The 20,989-nt window shown below is 66.4% G+C and carries 11 protein-coding genes; 7 read left to right on the forward strand and 4 right to left on the reverse strand.

Annotation, left to right across the window (positions count from 1 at the left end):
• The first annotated feature begins 428 nt into the window (after nt 1-428).
• Both EFAMC1_RS01505 and EFAMC1_RS01510 read left to right on the forward strand, forming a co-directional pair.
• On the forward strand, nt 429-1,199 hold the full coding sequence (locus EFAMC1_RS01505; protein ID WP_261981710.1) for a TetR/AcrR family transcriptional regulator: 771 nt from the start codon (nt 429-431) through the stop codon (nt 1,197-1,199).
• Between the two features lie 111 nt (nt 1,200-1,310).
• A complete protein-coding gene (locus tag EFAMC1_RS01510; protein ID WP_154052581.1) occupies nt 1,311-6,311 on the forward strand; it encodes a 2-hydroxyacyl-CoA dehydratase in 5,001 nt (1,666 codons plus the stop codon).
• Nucleotides 6,312-6,757: 446 nt separating this feature from the next.
• On the opposite strand, the gene EFAMC1_RS01515 is transcribed toward EFAMC1_RS01510, so the two are convergent.
• Together EFAMC1_RS01515 and EFAMC1_RS01520 are read right to left on the reverse strand one after the other, a co-directional pair.
• Nucleotides 6,758-7,822, reverse strand: coding sequence for a hypothetical protein (locus EFAMC1_RS01515; protein ID WP_187324484.1), 1,065 nt, complete (start codon nt 7,820-7,822; stop codon nt 6,758-6,760).
• Between the two features lie 783 nt (nt 7,823-8,605).
• On the reverse strand, nt 8,606-10,051 hold the full coding sequence (locus tag EFAMC1_RS01520) for a MutH/Sau3AI family endonuclease (protein WP_154052583.1): 1,446 nt from the start codon (nt 10,049-10,051) through the stop codon (nt 8,606-8,608).
• A gap of 157 nt (nt 10,052-10,208) precedes the next feature.
• On the opposite strand from EFAMC1_RS01520, the gene dcm reads away from it, so the two are divergent.
• Nucleotides 10,209-11,573 (forward strand): DNA (cytosine-5-)-methyltransferase, encoded by a 1,365-nt coding sequence (gene dcm / locus EFAMC1_RS01525; protein ID WP_154052584.1) that lies wholly within the window; start codon nt 10,209-10,211, stop codon nt 11,571-11,573.
• 220 nt (nt 11,574-11,793) lie between these two features.
• Here dcm and EFAMC1_RS01530 read toward each other — a convergent pair whose 3' ends face one another.
• Complete coding sequence (locus EFAMC1_RS01530) at nt 11,794-12,861, reverse strand: hypothetical protein (RefSeq protein ID WP_154052585.1); 1,068 nt, start codon at nt 12,859-12,861, stop codon at nt 11,794-11,796.
• A 178-nt stretch (nt 12,862-13,039) separates the two neighbouring features.
• Nucleotides 13,040-14,503 (reverse strand): CorA family divalent cation transporter, encoded by a 1,464-nt coding sequence (locus tag EFAMC1_RS01535; protein ID WP_187324485.1) that lies wholly within the window; start codon nt 14,501-14,503, stop codon nt 13,040-13,042.
• Nucleotides 14,504-14,626: 123 nt separating this feature from the next.
• Between EFAMC1_RS01535 and pepT the strand changes: the two genes are divergently transcribed.
• From pepT to EFAMC1_RS01555, 4 genes are all read left to right on the forward strand, one after another.
• Complete coding sequence (gene pepT / locus EFAMC1_RS01540) at nt 14,627-15,970, forward strand: peptidase T (protein ID WP_154052587.1); 1,344 nt, start codon at nt 14,627-14,629, stop codon at nt 15,968-15,970.
• A 46-nt stretch (nt 15,971-16,016) separates the two neighbouring features.
• Entirely contained in the window at nt 16,017-16,811 is a 795-nt protein-coding gene (locus EFAMC1_RS01545) for a Cof-type HAD-IIB family hydrolase (protein WP_154052588.1), read from the forward strand.
• Between the two features lie 60 nt (nt 16,812-16,871).
• Complete coding sequence (locus tag EFAMC1_RS01550; RefSeq protein WP_154052589.1) at nt 16,872-17,426, forward strand: aminoacyl-tRNA hydrolase; 555 nt, start codon at nt 16,872-16,874, stop codon at nt 17,424-17,426.
• 125 nt (nt 17,427-17,551) lie between these two features.
• On the forward strand, nt 17,552-20,962 hold the full coding sequence (locus EFAMC1_RS01555; RefSeq protein WP_154052590.1) for an ABC transporter ATP-binding protein/permease: 3,411 nt from the start codon (nt 17,552-17,554) through the stop codon (nt 20,960-20,962).
• The last annotated feature ends 27 nt before the right edge of the window (nt 20,963-20,989 follow it).

Here is a 20,989-nt window from a genome sequence, read left to right on the forward strand (position 1 = left end):
GGGGGGAGCGGCTGCGCGGGTTGGCCTTGGAGCACGAACGGTGTCCTCAAGCCAAAGACGGTCACAGCGCGCAATGGCTCCGAGGCAAAACTCCTCGCCAAAACCCGTACCTATTGGTTGCGGGCCAGAGGCATCGGCGCCCCATCGGCCCGTCGACTTGCCACAATCCAAGGTAAGTCGGGTCTCGTGACCATCGTCCCCAATATCGGCGAGCACCGCGGATCCCACCGCCCAAAAGCCGCCTGCAAATAGGGCCCTCTCGCCTTCCCGTCAATATGAAATTCCGCGAACGGTTGATTAGTCTTACTCACCTTGTGCAATACTTCACACGATGTGAAGGAACTGCCGTCCGCGGGCCCTGCCGCCCGTGCCGGCACCGTCGCGCGGGAGGGGGCACGGCACCCGTGCGGCACGGTTCTGGGAGGCATATGCCACAGGCAACCATGGCCGGCACAGGCGCCGCGCCCACGCTCGTCGCCCCCGTGCGGCTCGACAGGCGCACGCTCCGCAGCCGCGAGCAGCTGCGCGACGCCCTTGCCGCCGAGGTCCAGGCCACCGGCGACCTCGCGCGCGTCACCGTCACCGGCCTCACCGAGCGCGCCGGCCTCACGCGCCGCACGTTCTACTCGCATTTCCACGACATTCCCGACCTCGTCGACGCCGTCGAGCGCGAGGCACTGGTGGACATCCGCCTGCTCGTGAAGCGCATCGCCGCCTCGCACCTCGACGAGCTCACGAGCTCGCTCGAGAGCCTTGAGCCGGCGCCGGGGTCGGTGGAGCTGCTCTGCTACTTCCGCGACAACGCCGCGCACCTCACGGCGCTTCTGGGCGAGGGCGGCGACCCGGCCTTCGTCGAAAAGATCAAGGCCGTCTGCACCGACGCCGTGTGTGACCGCGCGCTCGACGGCATCGACGCCCGCGCGCTCGGCCCCTTCTTCGACTACTACCTCTCGTTCGCCATCTCGGCCGAGTGCGGCGTGCTCACGCGCTGGCTCGCCGGCGGCGTGCGCGAGGACGTGGAGACGATGGCCCGCCTCATGACGGCGCTCATGTTCGTGCGCCCCGGCGACCTCTACGGCAAGCAGATCGACTTCAACGTGCCAGCCTACGCGCTCGCCATCATGCAGGGTCACCTGCGGGGGCACACGCCGGCAGACGGCGAGTCCCAGACTGCCCGGGGACTTGGCAGCCAGGGCTAGACGGACGACCCGGCCCGAGGGCGACCAGGCCAGGCCGGGGAGCAACGAACGCACGCGGAGGCGCCCGCACGGGCAACGGCCTTCGACACGGACTTTGAGGAGAGAGCAGAGATGAGCAACAATCCGGCGGCGTCCAACGCGGCGCAGGTTCAGGCAAACAGGGGCATCGAGCTCGTGCAGAACGGTGCCGAGCTGCGGCCGGCCCACGAGACGGACTTCTCGCGCGCGCAGCTGCGCCTGGGCATCGACGTGGGCTCCACCACGGTCAAGCTGGCCGTCATCGACGACGCCGACCGCATCGTCTACGCCAACTACCAGCGCCACCACACCGACATCCGCGCCACGGCCAAGGACCTCTTCGAGCGCGCCAAGTCCGTCATCGGCGACACGCCCATGCGCGTGTCCATCACGGGCTCGGGCGGCTTGCTGCTGGCCAAGTGGCTCGACCTGGAGTTCGTCCAGGAGGTCATCGCCTCCAAGCGCGCCGTGGAGACGCTCATCCCCCAGACCGACGTGGCCATCGAGCTGGGCGGCGAGGATGCCAAGATCATCTACTTCGACAACGGCATCGAGCAGCGCATGAACGGCACGTGCGCCGGCGGCACGGGCGCCTTCATCGACCAGATGGCGAGCCTGCTGCACACCGACGCGGGCGGCCTCAACGAGCTCGCCAAGCAGGCCACCAACATCTACCCCATCGCGAGCCGCTGCGGCGTGTTCGCCAAGTCCGACGTCCAGCCGCTGCTAAACGAGGGCGCCGCGCCCTCCGACGTGGCCGCCTCGATCTTCCAGGCCGTGGCAAACCAGACGGTCTCGGGCCTCGCCTGCGGTCACCCCATTCGTGGCTACGTCGCCTTCCTGGGCGGCCCGCTCCAGTACCTCTCCGAGCTGCGCCACCGCTTCTACGTGACGCTCGACCTCGACGAGGAGCACCGCATCGTCCCCAAGAACGCGCACCTGTTCGTGGCCACGGGCGCGGCGCTCGCCGGCGAGTCTGACAAGCGCGTCACGTTCGAGCAGGTCATCGACGCGCTCGAGAACCTGGGCGACATGCAGGGCAGCGAGGTGGCCCGCCTCGACCCACTCTTCGCCAACCAGGCCGAGCTCGACGAGTTCCACGCGCGCCACGACGCCCAGGTGGTCCCCAAGGGCGACCTCGCGAGCTACCGCGGCCGCGTGTTCATCGGCATCGACGCCGGCTCCACCACGATGAAGGCCGCCGTGGTGGGCGAGGACGGCGAGCTCCTCTACACCTGGTACGGCAACAACCGCGGCGACGTCCTGGGCACCGCGCGCAAGATCATGGACGACATCTACGACCACCTGCCGAGCGAGTGCACCATCGGCCACGTCACCACGACCGGCTACGGCGAGGCCCTGCTCATCGAGGCCCTGCGCGCCGACTCTGGCGAGATCGAGACGGTGGCGCACCTGAGGGGCGCCAAGGCGTTCGTGCCCGAGGTGCAGTTCATCCTCGACATCGGCGGCCAGGACATGAAGTGCCTGCGCGTGCGCAACGGCGTCATCGAGCACATCATGCTCAACGAGGCGTGCTCGTCGGGCTGTGGCTCGTTCATCGAGAGCTTCGCCGACTCGATGGGCCTCACGGTCCAGGAGTTCGCCAAGGCGGCCGTTGCGTCCAAGGCGCCGGTCGACCTGGGCAGCCGCTGCACGGTCTTCATGAACAGTCGCGTCAAGCAAGCGCAGAAGGAGGGCGCCACGGTGGGCGACATCGCCGCGGGCCTCTCGTACTCTGTCATCAAGAACGCCCTGTTCAAGGTCATCAAGATGCGCGACCCGGAGGAGATCGGCACCTACGCCGTGGTCCAGGGCGGCACCTTCATGAGCGATGCCACGCTGCGCGCCTTCGAGAAGCTCACCGGCAGAAACGCCATCCGACCCGACATCGCCGGCTGCATGGGCTGCTACGGCGCGGCGCTGCTCGCTCGCGACCGTGCCGGCAAGGACGGCACCTCCACGCTGCTCACGCGCGAGCAGATCGACAACCTGCAGGTGAAGCAGACCAAGGCGCACTGCGGCCGCTGCTCCAACAACTGCCTGCTCACCATCAACAACTTTGGCAACGGTCACCGCTTCATCACGGGCAACCGCTGCGAGAAGGGCGCCGGCCACAAGAAGGCGAAGGTCACCGCGCCCAACCTGTTCGCATTCAAGAACAAGCTGCTGTTCGACCGCCCGGTGCTCGACGCCGACACCGCCCCGCGCGGTACGGTGGGCATCCCGCGCGCGCTCAACATGTACGAGAACTATCCCTTCTGGCACGCCTTCTTCACCGACCTGGGCTTCTCGGTGGTGCTCTCCGACCAGTCCACCAAGAAGACCTACGAGGCCGGCATCGAGTCCATGCCGTCCGAGAGCGTGTGCTACCCGGCCAAGCTCTCCCACGGCCACATCATGAACCTGCTCAAGAAGGACCCGGACTTCATCTGGATGCCGTGCGTGCGCTGGGAGCGCCAGGAGGACGAGACGGCGGGCAACCACTACAACTGCCCGATCGTCATGAGCTACCCGCAGGCGCTGGGCCTCAACATCGACGAGCTTGCGCAGCCCAACATCGAATTCCTGGACGCCTTCGTGCCCTATGACGACAAGAAGGAGCTCAAGCGCCGTCTCTTCGAGCTTGTGAGCGAGCAGCGCGAGAGGGACGCCGCCGCGGGCAAGGGCCGCTTCCGGGGCAAGCACATCACACGCACCGAGATCGACCACGCCGTGAACGTGGCCTGGGAGGCCGACCTCGAGTTCAAGGAGACCATGCGCCGCAAGGGAGACGAGACGCTCGAGTGGATCGAGGACCACGACGCCCACGGCATCGTGCTGGCGGGTCGTCCCTACCACAACGACCCCGAGATCAACCACGCCATCCCCGAGCTGGTCAACAGCTTTGGCTTCGCCGTGCTTACCGAGGACTCGGTGGCGCACAAGATGAGGCCCGAGCGTCCGATCCGCGTCGTGGACCAGTGGATGTACCACAGCCGCCTCTACCGCGCCGCGCGCTTCGTGGCCAGCCGCAACGACCTCGACCTCATCCAGCTCAACAGTTTTGGCTGTGGCCTCGACGCCCTCACGACCGACCAGGTGCAGGAGATCCTCGAGGCCAGCGGCAAGATCTACACCGTCCTCAAGATCGACGAGGTGTCCAATCTGGGCGCCGCGCGCATCCGCATCCGCTCGCTCATGGCCGCGCTCAAGGAGCAGCGCGAGGAGCTCGAGCGCGAGGCGGCCGCCGGCGAGCTCAAGCCGGCCGGCCCCGTCGACGTGCACATGGCTGACGGCTCGCTCGAGCGCGCCCGCACGTCCGGCGTGCCGAGGCGCGTGCCGGTGTGGCGCGACGCCAAGAGCGCGGCGTTCCACAAGGTGCGCTACACCAAGGAGATGCAGCTTGAGGGCTATACCATCCTGTGCCCGCAGATGGCGCCGATCCACTTCGAGCTCGTGGAGCAGCTGCTCAAGGGCGCGGGCTACAACGTGGTGCTGCTGCCGAGCGTGGATCACGGCGCGGTGGACGCTGGCCTCAAGTACGTCAACAACGACATCTGCTACCCGTCGATCCTCGTGACCGGCCAGATCATGGAGGCCATCGAGAGCGGCAAGTACGACCTCTCCAAGACGGCCGTGCTCATCTCGCAGACTGGCGGCGGCTGCCGCGCCACCAACTACATCGCCCTCATCCGCAAGGCGCTCAAGGACTCCGGACACCCCGACGTGCCGGTCATCTCGCTCACCGCGGCGAGCGGCCTTGACGAGGACAACCCCGGCTTCAACGTCTTCAAGCCCGAGGTGCTTATCGGCGCCGTGTACGCGCTGCTCTACGGTGACCTCATCATGCAGATGCTGCACCGCGTGCGTCCCTACGAGGCCGAGAAGGGCTCGGCCGACGCCCTGTACGAGCGCTGCATGCAGAGGTGCAAGGAGCGCATCGTCGGCATCAAGAAGCACGAGTTCCTGCAGCTGTGCCAGGAGACGGTCGGCGCGTTCGAGACGCTGCCCGTGGTGGCCGACCGCTCCAAGCCGCGCGTGGGCGTGGTGGGCGAGATTCTCGTGAAGTTCCACCCTACGGCCAACAACCAGGTGGTTCGCGAGATCGAGGCCGAGGGCTGCGAGGCCGTGGTGCCGGGCCTGGTGGACTTCTTCCTCTTTGGCATGACGAGCCCCACCAACATGAAGCGCGAGCTGGGCACCAAGCTCTCCAAGCGCCTCACGCATCAGGCGGGCATCAAACTCATCGAGGCCATGCGTGGGCCCATCAACCGCATGCTGGAGGCCTCGAGCCGCTTCGAGCCCTACCCCGATATCTACGAGCTGGCCCACAAGGCCGAGCAGGTGCTGTCGCTCTGCAACACGATGGGCGAGGGCTGGCTGCTCACGGCCGAGATGTGCGACCTCATCGAGACCGGCACGCCCAACATCGTGTGCTGCTCGCCGTTCGCGTGCCTGCCCAACCACGTGGTGGGCAAGTCGGTCATCAAGCGCCTGCGCGAGATGCATCCCGAGAGCAACATCGTGGCCGTTGACTACGACCCGGGTGCGAGCGAGGTCAACCAGCTCAACCGCATCAAGCTGATGATCTCGGTGGCCAAGGAGAACTTCAAGGCCGCGCGGGCCAAGGCGGCCGAGCAAGGCGGCTCTGCCGACAACGTGCCGGGCTTCAAGCTGGAGAACCCGGTGGACCCGACGCTGCACGTAGTGGCGCCCTTCACCGAGGAGCCGCTCGTTGCCGACCAGGAGATGCATGGCGACCCGGACGGCTCGTGCTCGCTGGGAACGGCCGGCGCGGGCGAGTTCGGCAGTGGCGTGGGCGCGTTCGACGAGCCTAGCACGTTGCCGCTGTCGCGCATGCAGCTGGACAAGATCCACGCGGCGGAGGAGCGCGCCCGCGAGCGCGCGGCTGCGGCGGCTGGTGTCGCGGGTGTCAGCGATGCGACTGGCTCCGGTGACGCGTGCGGATGCGGGACCGGGTCTGCCGACGCCTGCGGCTGCGGGACGGCTGCCGGCGACGCGACGGGCTCCGAGGCCGAGGCCGACGCTTGTGGCTGCGGCTGCAAGAAGCCCGAGCTCGTCTCCGCCGACAACCCCGCGGTGACGCGCCAGTAGGCTCGCTGCCAGGCCTGCTGCCAGTCCTGCGCCAGGCTCGCTGCCAGGCCTGCTGTCTACGGTTATATCGCCCATGTCTCCGGCGCGGCCGTCCCACCCCGACGACCGCGCCTTTTTGCGTGCGTGCCCACTTGCCGCCTGGCGGCCTGCGCCTGTCGTCTGGTTGCACATCGCCGCCCCCGCTCTCCAGCTACACTCCGCAGCGCCTCCGTCTCGTGCGTCCCAGCTACACTCCGCGTCGCCTCCATCTCGTGCGTCCCAGCTACGCCCCTCCCGATCCCACATTACGTGCATTTTGGTCAGTTCACGCCTCCTTAAGGGCCCATCAACGTGTCACTTTGCACGTGGAGTGTCGCGGCCCAGCGGGGGACGACCGAGGCTCGAGACACCTTTGCCTCAAGCTCGCAGCCCAACGCCATCTTGTTGCAGCCTCGATGCCGGACTCCCTATATCCCATAGACGTCAACGGGTGCCAGCTCGCCAAAGTCTGCCTGAGGGCCTGGGGCCGGCAGCAGGAGGGGCGGAATCCTCACGAGGGGCTCGTGGTCGCGAGGAATGCCAAAGACCTCGAGCATGTGGTTGAACAGGGCCGTGTCCAGGACGTCTTGGAACGAGAATCGCAGTATGCCGGCCCGCGTGATGGAGAGCCTCGACTCCCGCTTTCTCTCCTTGATGAGCGCCGCAGCGGGCGTGAGTCCCCCGTTGATGTCGGGGTCAACGATCTTGTCGATGCCATCGAGCTCGCCGATGACCATGTCATCCTTGAAGCCGCTCTCGGCGCATGTTCCAGCGACCCTATGCCTGATGCCGTATCCCGCCACAGCGGCGGGTGCCGTGGCTCGCGCCGTCATCTGGAGGATGGGCGCATTCCCGCTGGTGCTGCGCCTTGCGGTCGCTATCTCCCATACGTAGTCGGCAAAGTACGAGCGTTCCGGCTCGATGGGGTCTGGAAACGCGACCTGCAACTCGGGCGCCATAAAGCCGAGCTGGTGTATGGTGGCTCGGGCGATCGATTCGCCGCCATTTGCGCTCCTGGAATCCAAGAACGCCGCGGTATCCCGTGCTGCGGCAATTCCCCTGAGCCCCCTCTGGCTCTCGACATAGTCTCCAAGCTGGTCCCTTGCCATTTTCCCTACGCGGAGGGCCGAGTCTCCGATGGCGGTGCCGTCCTGAAAGCCCAGGGAGCGCATGCAGTCGAGGGCCGTTCTCTCGAGGGGCGTCACGGGAATGCCGTTCACCAGTGCCGGGGCAAGGCCGGGAGGGATGCAGTGGCGCTTGATGGTCGGGCTGCTTCGAGAGTGCGGACCCGCCGGCGTGGCCACATGGACGAGACCCTGCACGCGATGGGGGACCGAAAGGCCCCAGGCGACGGCCGCCGAGACGTGGCTGAATACCCAAGAAGGATGCAACTGGTGCATGCCGCGCATGATATGGAGGGATTTGGTACTGGGCGTGAGGCCGTGCCAGTGAGATGCCCGAGCGAAGAGGCCGGGGGCAGGGGAGACGAGCATGCCCGCGCACGCTCTCGTGAGGAGCGCCTTGCGAAGGCAGCGGTCTTTCGTCGCGAGGCAAAGGCCTTGACGTTCGCTTTGGTCGAGAAGCAGGTCAATCTCACGGCTCTTGTCGACGCGGAGGTTTCTTGCGACTAGTCGATTGGGGCCGGATTCCGAGTATGACGCGTGGCGGGGATTCTTGTGATGGCCTGATGGCATGTGCCCTCCTCACGATCTGGCTGCGGTCGTAAGGCTATGGGCTTTGCCGCCCCGCAAGGGGAGCCTTGTTCTGGGCAGTATGACAGGCTCGACCGGGGTTTGCAATCGCGCATGATCAGGTCGATTCGGGCTCTCGCGGCACGTGCATTTTGGTCAGTTGCCGTGCCTCTAAACCCCCAGCAACTGACCAAAATGCACGTGGAGTGTCGGATGGCCGGGCGCACTCAGCGATGTGAGAGGGTTGGCGCTTGAGTAGCGATAGCACCCGCGCCGTCGACGCCCGTCTCAGCCGACCCCTACGGCGACACCGTGGCCCTGGCCAAGGGCACCGAGACCGGCCTCGAGCTCATCATGACGCTCGACACCGGTCCGGGCGCGGGAACGCCCGTGTCGTTTGGCGACGTCGAGCCGCCGCGCCACGCATCGTCCAGGCCGCGGGCCGGGCGAGACGTGGCATCGCGGCGCCAAAACCGCCCAGTTCATTGGACGGTCTTGTCGTTTTGACCATAACCTTCCCATAGACTGGACGAAATCTGCGGGCATCCGGGCGGACGAGGACGCTGGGCTCGCTCCTGCCCTGCCCTACAGCACGTTCATCTGCGAGACTCGCTCGGCAAGGTAGGTTCCCCTGATCCAGAGGTTCTGCCGATACATGCGGATGCCGTTGACTGTCTCGGTCTTGTCACGCGCGTCTCTGCCGGTGCCCCGCACGAAGACGATTCCATCGCGTGACTTGGGGAAGTTGGGCGCGCTGCGTTTCGTGCCGGTCTTCTTGTTGGTGCGCGGGTTGCCCTCTCTGTCGAGCTCGATGACGTCGCGCAGCTGACCGCCGCGCACCAGCTGGCGAAGCCTGCGCCATACGGGATGGACCTCCTCCTCGATGAAGGCCTCGTCAAACCACAGGCGCATGAAGCCGACGAAGCGGTTCTCGATGAAGGACGCGTCTCGCCCAGGCTCCTCGAAGACGATAAGCAGAATCTGGTTCTGCGCGAAGAAGTCCCTGACGGAGGAGTCCTCGAAGCGCTGGGCAGGGTCGGCAATCTCGTCAAAGTCGAGGCGCAGGAGCTTCATGTCCTCGGTCTTCTTGCCCTGTGTGGTGAGCACGATAGTCTTGGGCAGAAGACCGATTCGGCCGAAGAGTTCGACGTTCCTCATCTTCTTTGACGTGCCGCCAAACATGCGGACGACGATGCTCTCGGCAATGCCCTTCCCAACGCTGCCCGAGGGCAGTGTCAGGCTCTGCTCCTGCATGAGCTGTGCCACCGTCTTGCCCGCGTTGCGAATCGCGAGTTCGTGGCATTTGGCGTCGATTGCCGAGTACGTTGCGTACTCGGCGGCAAGCGTCTCTCCCCTTTTGCCAAAGTGGCCTTGGACGAGAGACGTTACGACCCTTCGCTTGAGCCGAAAGCGCGGCCGGTTTGGCCACTTGGGGGATGTGTCCGTGTACATGAGCTGTCGGTTCAGCTCCGTCGAGATGCGCGGATACTGGGCCTCGTAGTCGGGGTAGTCGCGTTGCACCTCGGCGATGAAGTCCCTTACGAGCGTCCAGTCCGCCTTGAGCACATCGATGTCGTCTCTGCCCCATTCGTGGAACTCGAAGCCCTCGATGGAGAAGTCCGCGTACGGCACGTCGCGTCCCGCATAGAAGTAGTAGATGAGCAGCATGTGCTCGAGCTTCTTCCAGAAGTGGGAGGTCTCGAACTGCTCCGTCGTGATTGTCTCGGGGGAGACGGCGGTAATCGACATGGGCTCCTTGGCCTGGAACGCGTCCGCGTCCTTGTCGGCGATGATGCCCGTGGACTTGAGCTCCGTCTCGACCCCGTTCACGACGAGGTCCGGCCGCTGCTTGGAGTCGGCGGGATACCCGAGGACCGACTGCTCGATGACGTTGCCCACGAACCCCTTGTTCCTGGCCTTGCCGTTGAGTACGCCCGCGCTGTCGATCTCGGCCAGGCTCTTGCCGATGCAGTGGGTGAGCCGAACGATGAGGTCGTGCCTAGTGAAGCTGTGAGAATCATCCGTGCTCATGGGGCTCCTTTGCCACGCGGCTCGAAACGACGTTGGTGTATTGTCCGCTATCTCTGGGAGGATTTGCCGGAGAGACAGGCGTGTCCCGGATCTTGATCTTTTTCGGGGGCTTTGCCATAATTGGACGCTGCGGAATACGGATTGATGGGTGGTTGAGATGGAAGGAACCTACAGACTGGCAGGTACGCTCAAGGTGGCCGAGCTCTTTGCGGGCGTCGGCGGATTTCGCGTCGGGCTTGACCATGCCAACGAGGACCTTGGGTCCCCTGCGTTCGAGACCATCTGGGCCAACCAGTGGGAGCCGCCTGGAACTGCGTCCAAGCAATTTGCCTGGCGCTGCTACGAGTCTCACTTTGGCGAGGGCTCCTGCATCAACGAGGATATCAACAAGGTGCTCGAGCAGGCCGAGGCGGGAGAGCGCGAGATTCCGGACTTCGACCTGCTCGTCGGCGGCTTTCCCTGCCAGGACTACTCCGTGGCCCGTCCGCTCTCCCAGGCCGAGGGCATCGAGGGTAAGAAGGGCGTGCTGTGGTGGGACATCTACCACATGCTGGAGTACAAGCGAGCCCACAACGAGGGCAAGCTGCCTCGCTACGTGCTGCTCGAGAACGTAGACCGCCTGCTCAAGAGTCCCGCATCCCAGCGCGGGAGAGACTTTGCCATCATCCTGTCCTGCCTCTACAGCCTTGGCTATTCGGCTGAGTGGCGAGTCATCAATGCCGGGGAGTTCGGCATGCCCCAGCGCCGCCGGCGCGTCTACATCTTTGCCGAGCTTGACGCGCTGGATTGGAACCTCGGGGGTGTCATCCTCTGGAACGGCATCCTTGCGAAGGCCTTCCCCATGGACTTTGGAGACCTCGACTTCCTGAGCGTTGGTCCCAGCGCCTACGAGACCTCGAGCAGCTTCGGCATCGGCCTCAAGACCTCGCCGTTTCTCACTGCGGGTGCAATGCAGCGCGGGAGCGTCGTGACGGCCAAGGGGGTGCCCTTCTACCAGGGTCCCCAGGCAACGCTCGGCGAGGTGCTCGTTCCTGATTCCGAGGTGCCCGAGAGCTTCTTCATCGAGCCCGACAAGTTGGAGGCCTGGGAGTATCTCAAGGGCGCGAAGCGAGAGGAACGTACGGCCAGGACGGGCTACACGTACTTCTATAGCGAGGGGGCCATGGCCTTCCCGGACGCGCTCGACAAGCCCTCCCGCACGATTCTCACGGGCGAGGGTGGCAAGGGAGCTTCCCGGTTCAAGCACGTCGTCAAGACCTCGGACGGCCGTTATCGGCGGCTGATCCCGGACGAGCTCGACAGGCTGCAGTGCTTCCCGCGCGGGTGGACGGCGACGGGCATGTCCGACCATCAGCGGGCGTTTTGCATGGGCAACGCGCTCGTCACGGACATTCCGCGGCGCATTGGCGTGGAGTTGGCGAAGCGCGTCTGCACGCAGGGGCGGAATGTGCCGGAGCATGGCTTTCCGGACGGCCTCCCCACACCCGAGCAGCTTGTCCGCGAGGCGAGGGACGCGCGATAGCCAGCCCTGTCATCCCGGCCGGGCCTTCGGGGCGGGATACCGCGGCAGGTCGAGGTTGGACCGGAGCTCCGCGGGGCCACGGCGGGATGAGCCGGCTGGCGCCACCGTCCAAGGCGGGTGCGGTGCGCATGCATAAGAGAACTCCCTCCGCTATGAGGTGCGGAGGGAGTGTCCCGGGCGTGCTCGTGATGGCCGCGAGGCCCCCGGGGCTTGGGGCCGGCTACCCCTCGATGTCGCCCCCGTCGCCGGGCCCCACGGGGAGGGGCTCGCCTGCCTCGGCGGGCTCGTCGCCCCCGTCCTCGCCGGTGGCGTCCTCCTCGTCGTCCCAGTCGTCCTCCGGCAGAGGGTAGCGGGCCTCGAAGTCCTCCACGGGCGTCATGCCGTTCAGGATGTCGTGCGGCAGCAGGTTCCACGCGGCCAGGATGGGCTTGAGCGTGCGCACGAGCTCGTCCTGGTTCATGGCGTCGACGCGGTCCTGGCCCACGATGGAGTCCATGAGCGTCACGGCCGAGCCCTCGCCGTCCTCCTCGCGAATCATGCGCGTGAGGCCGTCCCAGTCCACCTCGAGCTCGAGGCCGCTCTGCAGCTGCGCGTACTCCTCCTGCGCGGTGCGGAGGCGCTCGATGCGCTCCTCGCTCGAGAGGGTCGAGAAGCCCGAGGCCACGGTGTCGGCGTCGGAGAGGGGAAGCCTGCCGTAGATGGAGTTGAGGACCTCGCAGAAGTCTTCATTGTGCTCGCCGTTCTCCTGGCGCATCTCCGCGAGCTCCTCGGGCGTGGGCTCGGCCTTCTGGTAGTCGATGACGCTGCCGGCAAAGAGCCAGGTGCCGCGGATGCGCATGATGCGCGCGGTGAGCAGGCCGTGGTCGGTGGGGAAGGTGTCCGGGTAGGTGCGGTCCAACACGCGGTAGACGATGCCGTCGGCGACGTTCTCGAGCGACACCTTGTGCGTGTCCTCGTTGTAGCCGACGACCCTGAATGACGAGGTGAACTGCGAGGTTGCCGCCTGCGCGTAGAGCGACAGGACGTTGGTGCCGCAGCCCGCCGGCGGCCAGGTGACGAACTTCTCGAGCGGGGTCTTGCCGCCGTGGATGTCGTAGTCGAACAGCACCCACTCGTAGAAGAGCGACTGGAAGAAGTGACGGTCGTCGTCATCCTCGACGGTGGTCTCGTCGAGGTCGACCAGCAAGCAGAACTCGTTCCAGGCGGCATCCATGAAGGCGCGGTTGCTGAGGTAGGGGGCGAGCACGCGCGTAAAGTCCATCTCGTGACGATCGTTTCTGTGGGCCATGAGGGCCTCCTTGGGTTGTGGACACCGCAGGAGGCGATGCCGCTGGTAGCAGCATCTCACGTAAACGGGACAATAAATAGAGGATATCGCCAGACGGTAGGTTTGACTGACGTGGCAGGGGCGAGGGGCGACGCATCTCACGAGCGGCAGAGGTGAGGCGGTGGACGGGAGGCCTGTCCTAGAACCAGCCCTTCCTCTTGAACCAGATGACCTCGCCGGTCGCCATGCCCACGGCGATGGCGATCATCACGTAGTAGGCGTAGCGGTTGTGGAGCTCCGGCATGTACTCGAAGTTCATGCCGTACCAGCTCGTGAGCAGGGTCAGCGGCATGAAGATCGTGGACACGATGGTGAGCACCGTCATGACCTTGTTCTGGCGCACGTCGATCTTGCCCTGGTACATGCTGCGAATCTGCAGCGCGTAGTCGCGCAGGTTGCGCGAGTCGGCCGCGAGGCGCTCGGTGCGGCTCGAGAGCACGTGGAAGAGCTCGGCGGTCTGCTCGTCGGCGACGTGGGCCGGGCTCGTGGCCACCGAGTCGGCCACGTCGGAGAGCTGGCGGTAGAAGCTCTCGAGCACGCGCAGGTCGCTTCTCGTGCGCATCACGAAGTCGGTGAAGTCCTGCGGGATCTCGTTGACGTCCTCGCTCATGTTGTCCTCGAGGTGGTCGAGGCGGTCCTCCACGTCGATGAGGTAGGCCATGTCGTCGTGGACCACGAGGTCGCACATCTCGAAGAGCACCGTCGCCGGCGCGTGCTTCGCGAGCATCTGGTTCTCGAGGTAGTAGCCCACGAACCCGGCCGCGTCGGCGTCGTCGCTCACGAGCTCGAGGTGGCCCCGCTCCAGGTTGAAGGCGATGGCCACGTCGGAGTCGAAGGGCATGCCCGAGGCGATGAGGTTCTCGCGCGGGATGAGCAGCGTGCCGTACACGGAGTCCTCGAAGGTGCTTGCCGTGCAGTGGTGGATGGAGCGCGCGCTGTGGGCGAGGTGGCGCGCCACGGCCGAGTCGCTCTCGCGGCGCTCGTACTCGTCGAGCGACAGCAGCTCGACAGTGGGGGCCTCGCTGGGGTGGGCCGCCCGAAGCGCGCCCGACACCGCGTCGAGCACGAAGCGGTCGTTGACGCGCGAGGCCACGCGCGCCGTGGGGTGCATGACCGCGCGCTCCCTGATGCCCTCCCAGAAGTCGTCGCGCTCCTCGCGCTTGGCGGCGATGTAGTAGGTGATGGGCACGGCGATGGAGAACGCGAGGATGACGATGTCGAGCGAGCCGAGCGCTCCCGACGTGACGCGGTCGAAGATCCAGGCGATGGCCGAGAAGCCCGTGAGCAGGATGCCGAGCGTCTGGCAGCGGTCCGCGAGCGGCGCCCCGTGGCGCAGGCGCGCCCCCGACCAGCCCGCCCAAATCTGGAGGCCCGCGTTGAGGAGACCCGCGGCCACGCTGGAGCACATCGCCACCGTGAGCGTCATGACGTCGGTGGGAAGTCCCGTGCGCTGCAGGTTGGGGGCAAACGACGAGATGCCGCCGGCGAGGAGCCCTGCGGCGAGCGCTACCTCGAGCACGATGCCCACGATGCCCAGCACGACGAGCAGGAAGCTCGTGTACTTGAGCAGCTTGTTGTTGGGTCCCGTCGGCTCGGTCTGCATGCATTGCCCCCTGTGGCCTCGTGCCATGACGTTTTCCATGGTAGGACATATCGTTAGGCATTTGTTGTCCGCTTGTCGCGGTATAGTCCAACCGTCAGTGAGTACGCGACCGATTGGGGACCCATGCCTTATACGCCCAAGCCGAGCGATGCGCTCGAGCGACTGCTTCGCTACGTCCAGGTTGACACGCAGAGCGACCCGCACAACGATGCCGAGACGCCCTCGACCGCCTGCCAGTTCGACCTCGCGAACCTTCTGGCCGACGAGCTGCGCGGCCTGGGACTCGCGGACGCGTCGGTGAGCGAGCACGCCTACGTCACGGCCTCGCTGCCGGCGAGCGAGGGTGCCGAGGGTCTGCCCGCGCTTGGGCTCATCGCGCACATGGACACCGCGCCGGACGCGCCGGCGGCGGGCGTCAAGCCCCACATCGTGCACTACGAGGGCGGTGCGCTCGTGGCGGGCGTCGTGGGCGGCGAGACGGTGGAGACCACGCCCGAGCAGTGCCCGGACCTCGCGGGCCTCGTGGGCCAGGACATCGTGGTCACGGACGGCACCACGCTTCTGGGCGCGGATGACAAGGCCGGCGTGGCCGAGGTCATGGCCCTGCTCGCCCGCCTCGTGGCCAACCCGGGCCTCGCGCACCCCACGCTCAGGGTCGCCTTCGTGCCGGACGAGGAGATCGGCCACGGCGCGGCCCTGCTCGACCTCGACGCCTTTGGCGCCGAGTGGGCCTACACGGTGGACGGCGAGGCACTCGGGGAGTTCAACTACGAGTGCTTCTCGGCCAGCCAGGCCACCGTCACGGCGACGGGTGTCATGGTGCACCCGGGCAGCGCCAAGGACGTGATGGTGAACGCCATCACCGTGCTGCGCGAGTTCGACGACCTGCTGCCCGCGGCCGAGCGCCCCGAGCACACCGAGGGCTACGACGGCTTCTTCCATCCCATCGAGGTCTCGGGCACGGCCGGCAAGGCCAGCGTCACCTACATCGTGCGTGACTTCGACGCCGGGAAGTTCGCTCGCCGCGAGGAGGAGCTGCGCGAGGCGGCCGAGTTCCTGAACCGCCGCCACGGCGCGGGGACCGTCTCCGTGGAGGTGCGCGAGCAGTACCGCAACATGGCCGAGCACCTGCGCGGCCTTGACTTCCTGCGCGATAACGCCTTTGCCGCGATGGAGGCCTGCGGCATGGACGCGCGCGCGGTGCCCGTGCGCGGCGGCACCGACGGCGCCCAGCTCACGCTGCGCGGTCTTCCCTGCCCCAACCTGCCCACGGGTGGCTACTGCTTCCACGGCGTGCACGAGTTCATCCCCGTGCGCTCGCTCGAGGCCATGGTCGACGTGCTCGAGGACCTCGTGGCCCGCTTCGCCGTGCCGCAGCGCAAGGCGGCGGGGGAGGGCTCGCGGCCGGGGCCGGCGGCGACCCGCCCCGACCCGCCCCTCCCTCAGACGCGCACGTCGAATGGGTAGGATAGCCGCAGCTTGCAGTTCTTCCCACCCTAGTGAAGGGAATCGCATGATCAAGCTCATTGCCTCTGACATGGACGGCACGCTGCTCGACGAGAACTCGCGCGTGCCCGAGGAGACCTACGACCTCGTCCGCAAGCTGCGCGAGCGCGGCGTGCACTTCGCCGCGAGCTCGGGGCGTCGCTACGACACGCTCTGCGAGTTCTTCGAGCCGGTCGTCGACCAGATGGACTTCGTTGCCTCCAACGGCAGCCAGGTCTACTGCGAGGGCGAGCTCGTCGACCGCGAGGTCTACAGCCACGCCGCGGTGAAGCGCCTCGAGCACATCGGCAACATGTTCGACTGCCTGCACCTGGCCCTCTTCGACCGCACCCGCACCTTCCTCATGGACGACGAGGCCATCTACGAGCGCGAGATGGACAAGGACCTGCCCAACGCCCAGCGCCTGCACCATGCTCCCGGCCCCGAGATCAACATCATCAAGGCATCGTTCTTCTGCGACAACGCCGACTACGTGATGGACATGGCCTACGTGCTCGAGCGCGAGCTGGGCGACAAGTTCGTCTTTGCCCCGTCGGGCCGCAAGTGGATTGACGCCATGCAGGTCGGCGTGTCCAAGGCCACGGGCGTCAAGCAGGTCATGGACCACTACGACATCGACGCGTCCGAGGTCATGGCCTTTGGCGACGCCATGAACGACTACGAGATCCTGCGCTTTGTGGGCCACTCGTGCGCCATGGGCAACGGCCGCTACGCCGTGAAGCAGGTGGCCAAGCGCGTGATTGGCACCAACGTGGAGCATGCGGTGCAGGCCGAGATGCGCAAGGTGCTCGAGACGGCGTAGGCGCTCGCCGCAAGACGGGAGTAGAATCCCGTGCATGCCGAACGGGGAGTAGGAGAGGCCATGGATTCGAAGTATGGGGTCGCCGCGGGGGCGGCGACGCTCGATGTGGGGCAGTTCGTCCAGAACGAGGGCATCGACGAGGAGGAGCACGAGGTCACGGGTTCCGTCATCCGCCAGTACATCGTCGTCGACCGCTCCCTGGGCATGAGCACCGGCAAGCTTGCAGCGCAGGTGGCGCATGCCAGCGTGGCGGCGCTGCTCGCGGGCACCACGCGCTACGTCGAGGGCGAGGCCTCCTGCGCGCCCATCGGCCTGGAGTGGGGCGGCAGCCTCGCGCGCACGTCGGTCGACGCGGACGTGCTCGCGGCGTGGGTGCGCCAGGGCGAGCCCAAGATCGTGCTGGCCGTGGACGGCGAGCGCGCGCTCGCCTCGCTCGTGAGCCGCGCCGAGAGCCGCGGCCTCATGGAGGACATGGACTTCTTCTGCATCCGCGACGCCTGCAAGACCGAGCTCACGCCGGACGACTCGGGGTCGCGCTGGACCTGCGTGGGCTTTGCCCCCATGGACGTCGAGACCATCGCCCCCGTGACGGGACAGCTGCCGCTGTACCACTAGGCCTGGCCTCGCCGTTTGTCGGGAGTTTGCCAAGTTGACCTTGGGCTCGTTTAAGCCCGTGCGATTGTGGAATACGATGGCTGGCACTGTTGGGAATCCATCGTCCGCCAATCGCGAGGGACCGCATGATCGAGATCAGGGACATCCGCAAGTCGTACAAGACGGGAGACTTCGTCCAGAAGGCGCTGGACGGGGTCTCCATCACGTTTCGCGGGAGCGAGTTCGTGGCGGTGCTGGGCCCGTCGGGCTCGGGCAAGACCACCTTCCTCAACATCCTCGGCGGCTTTGACCACGCCGACTCCGGCGACATCATCGTGAACGGCGTCTCCACCAAGGACTACTCCGACAAGGACTGGGACACCTACCGAAACCACCGCATTGGCTTCGTCTTCCAGGGCTACAACCTCATCCCGCACCAGACGGTGCTCGCCAACGTGGAGCTGGCCCTCACCCTGGCGGGCGTCGGTCGCGCCGAGCGCCGCGAGCGTGCGTGCAGGGCGCTCGAGCGCGTGGGCCTGGGCGACCATGTCAACAAGAGGCCGGCGCAGCTCTCCGGCGGGCAGATGCAGCGCGTGGCCATCGCGCGCGCCCTTGTGAACGACCCCGAGATCGTGCTGGCCGACGAGCCCACCGGCGCGCTCGACACCGAGACCGGCATCCAGGTCATGAACATCCTCGCAGAGGTGGCGCGCGACCGCCTCGTCATCATGGTGACCCACAACCCGCAGCTCGCCGAGGACTACGCCACGCGCATCGTGCGCATCAAGGACGGGCGCATCGTGGACGACTCGCGCCCCATCGGCTCAGACGAGCTTGCCGACGAGGTGGCCCGTGCCAAGGCCTCGGCCGCGCCGCGCAAGCGCTCGTCCATGAGCTTCCTCACGGCGCTGTCGCTCTCGGCGAACAACCTCATGACGAAGAAGGGCCGCACCATCATGACGGCCTTCGCGGGCTCAATCGGCATCATCGGCATCGCGGCGATCCTGGCACTCTCCAACGGCGTGAACGGCTACATCGCCAAGGTGGAGGAGGACACACTCTCGAGCTACCCCCTCCAGATCGCGCGGCAGAGCTACGACATCACGGGCATGCTCACGGGTGGCGACTCGGCGGACTCGGGCGACTCGCCGATGGGGCTTGCGGACGGCTCGGCGTCCTCGGCCGCCACGGGCGGCGCCGGCCAGGCCGACGGCTCGTCGGCCATCCCGGAGGCGACCGTGCTCAAGGACATGTTCGCGAGCGTGAAGTCCAACGACCTCAGGAGCTTCAAGACGTTCCTCGATGGCGGCGGCGACGGCATCGCCGACGACGTCAACGCCATCCAGTACGACTACGGCGTCACGCCGCTCGTGTTCCGCGAGGGCACGGGTGGCGGATCGGGTGCCTCGGGCTCGCGCGACGCGAGCTTGGGCGACGCCAGCTCGGGCGACGCCTCCTCCTCCGACGCTGCCTCGTCCGCCGACCCCGTGAAGCTCAGCCCCAACTCGTTCACGACGGCCATGAGCGGCGGCGCCTCGAGCGGCGCCATGGCGGGCACGATGATGACCTCCTCCACCGCCTTCAACGAGATGCTCGACGACCAGTCCCTGCTCGACACGCAGTACGACGTGGTGGCCGGTCGCTGGGCGCAGGCCCCCGACGAGGCGGTGCTCGTGCTCTCCTCGAGCGGGAAGATCAGCGACTACACGCTCTACAGCATCGGCGTGCTGGACCCCGAGGAGCTCAACAAGCTGGTCGACAGCACCATGAGCGCGGACGGCACGGTCGAGGTTCCCGAAACGGACGTCGACTTCACCTACGAAGATGCGCTGGGCATCTCGTTCAAGGTGCTGAGCCCGTCCGACACCTACCGCAAGAACGACGAGACCGGCGGCTGGACTGATATGTCCAACGACGCGGACTTCATGCGCCAGCAGGTTGCGGGCGGCCTCGACCTCAAGATCGTGGGCGTGGTGCGGCCCAACGGCACCTCCAAGTCGAGCGCGCTCACCCAGGGCGTGGCCTACACGCATGGCCTCACGACCGAGCTCATGCGGCGCGCCGCCAACTCCGACATCGTGAAACAGCAGCTGGCGAACCCCAACGTGGACGTCTTCACGGGCAAGACCTTCGACGAGCTGCAAAGCGAGAGCAAGAAGGGCGTCGACCTCGGCAGCATGTTCTCGGTGGACGAGGCGGCCATCAAGGGCGCGTTCAAGTTCGACACGTCGAAGATCGGCGCGGGGCTCGACATCTCCGGTCTCGACGTGAACGGCCTCGACCTGAGCGGCGTGAAGATCGACCTCTCCGGCGTGGCCGACGGCATCGACATGTCCTCGATCATCCAGGGCGCGCCGAGCCCGGACTTCGCACACATCGTTGACGGCCTCAAGACCGACCCGCCCCTCACGAGTGATCAGCTCACGCAGACGGCCAAGCTGGGTGGGCAGCTCACGCAGGGCTTTCTCGCCTTTCTGGGGCAGAACGGCAAGGACCTGAAGCCCACCGACCCCGACTTTGGCGCCAAGCTCCTCCAGAGGTTCCAGGCCTACGTGGCCACGGACGACGCCAAGGCCATCCTCGACCAGGTCGAGAAGGTAGCCGGCAAGCCCGTGCGCGACCGCGTGCAGCAGGTCGTGCAGGACTACGTGACGGGCAAGCTCGCGCCCTACCTCACGCAGGTGTTCCAGAAGCTCTCCGTCCAGATCGGCCAGAAGGTGGGCGCCGCCATATCGACGCAGCTCAGGGGCCAGCTCACGAGCGCCATGACTAAGATGATGGGCCAGGTCTCCAGCCAGCTGGGCAGCAGGATCGCGGCCAACATGCGGAGCGCCTTCTCGGTCGACACCTCGGCGTTTGCCAACGCGATCAACTTCAACATGTCCGCCGAGGACCTCACCTCGCTTATGACCAGCTACGCCAACGCGAGCAAGCTCACCTATGACAACAACCTCACCACCCTGGGCTATGCCGACGAGGCCAACCCGCAGGCCATCAAGGTCTATCCCAAGGACTTTGCCGCCAAAGAGCGCGTGCTTGACCACATCGACGCCTACAACCAGCAGGTCAAGGACGCCGGTGAGGACGACAAGGCCATCTCCTACACCGACTACATGGGCGTCATCATGGGCTCGGTCACCGACATCGTGAACATGATCTCGCTCGTGCTCGTGGCGTTCGTGAGCATCAGCCTCGTGGTGAGCTCCATCATGATCGGCATCATCACCTACATCAGCGTGCTCGAGCGCAAGAAGGAGATCGGTATCCTGCGCGCGATGGGCGCCTCCAAGCTCAACGTGGCCAACGTCTTCAACGCCGAGACGTTCATCGAGGGGCTCATTGCGGGCGTGTTCGCGATCCTAGTGGTCGTGGTGGCGTCGGTGCCGGTGAACGCCTGGGTGCTCGCCACGCACAACGTGCCAAACATCATGAGCCTGCCGGTTGGCTCGGCGCTGGCGCTCATCGCGATCTCCGTCGTCCTGACGGTCGTCGCCGGCCTCATCCCAAGCGTGGGCGCCAGCCGCCGCGATCCCGTGGAGGCGCTGCGTAGCGAGTAGGCTAGGGCGCCCGGGGCAATGCCCCGG

The organism is Olsenella uli (assembly GCF_901212675.1).
GTDB classification, from domain to species: Bacteria; Actinomycetota; Coriobacteriia; order Coriobacteriales; family Atopobiaceae; genus Parolsenella; species Parolsenella uli_B.

Coding starts and splice junctions, on each gene's coding strand:
- EFAMC1_RS01555 (WP_154052590.1), top strand. CDS start 17,552: ATGATCGAGATCAGGGACATCCGCAAGTCGTACAAGACGGGAGACTTC.
- EFAMC1_RS01510 (WP_154052581.1), top strand. CDS start 1,311: ATGAGCAACAATCCGGCGGCGTCCAACGCGGCGCAGGTTCAGGCAAAC.
- EFAMC1_RS01505 (WP_261981710.1), top strand. CDS start 429: ATGCCACAGGCAACCATGGCCGGCACAGGCGCCGCGCCCACGCTCGTC.
- EFAMC1_RS01545 (WP_154052588.1), top strand. CDS start 16,017: ATGATCAAGCTCATTGCCTCTGACATGGACGGCACGCTGCTCGACGAG.
- EFAMC1_RS01550 (WP_154052589.1), top strand. CDS start 16,872: ATGGATTCGAAGTATGGGGTCGCCGCGGGGGCGGCGACGCTCGATGTG.
- EFAMC1_RS01535 (WP_187324485.1), bottom strand. CDS start 14,503: ATGCAGACCGAGCCGACGGGACCCAACAACAAGCTGCTCAAGTACACG.
- dcm (WP_154052584.1), top strand. CDS start 10,209: ATGGAAGGAACCTACAGACTGGCAGGTACGCTCAAGGTGGCCGAGCTC.
- EFAMC1_RS01520 (WP_154052583.1), bottom strand. CDS start 10,051: ATGAGCACGGATGATTCTCACAGCTTCACTAGGCACGACCTCATCGTT.
- EFAMC1_RS01530 (WP_154052585.1), bottom strand. CDS start 12,861: ATGGCCCACAGAAACGATCGTCACGAGATGGACTTTACGCGCGTGCTC.
- EFAMC1_RS01515 (WP_187324484.1), bottom strand. CDS start 7,822: ATGCTCGTCTCCCCTGCCCCCGGCCTCTTCGCTCGGGCATCTCACTGG.
- pepT (WP_154052587.1), top strand. CDS start 14,627: ATGCCTTATACGCCCAAGCCGAGCGATGCGCTCGAGCGACTGCTTCGC.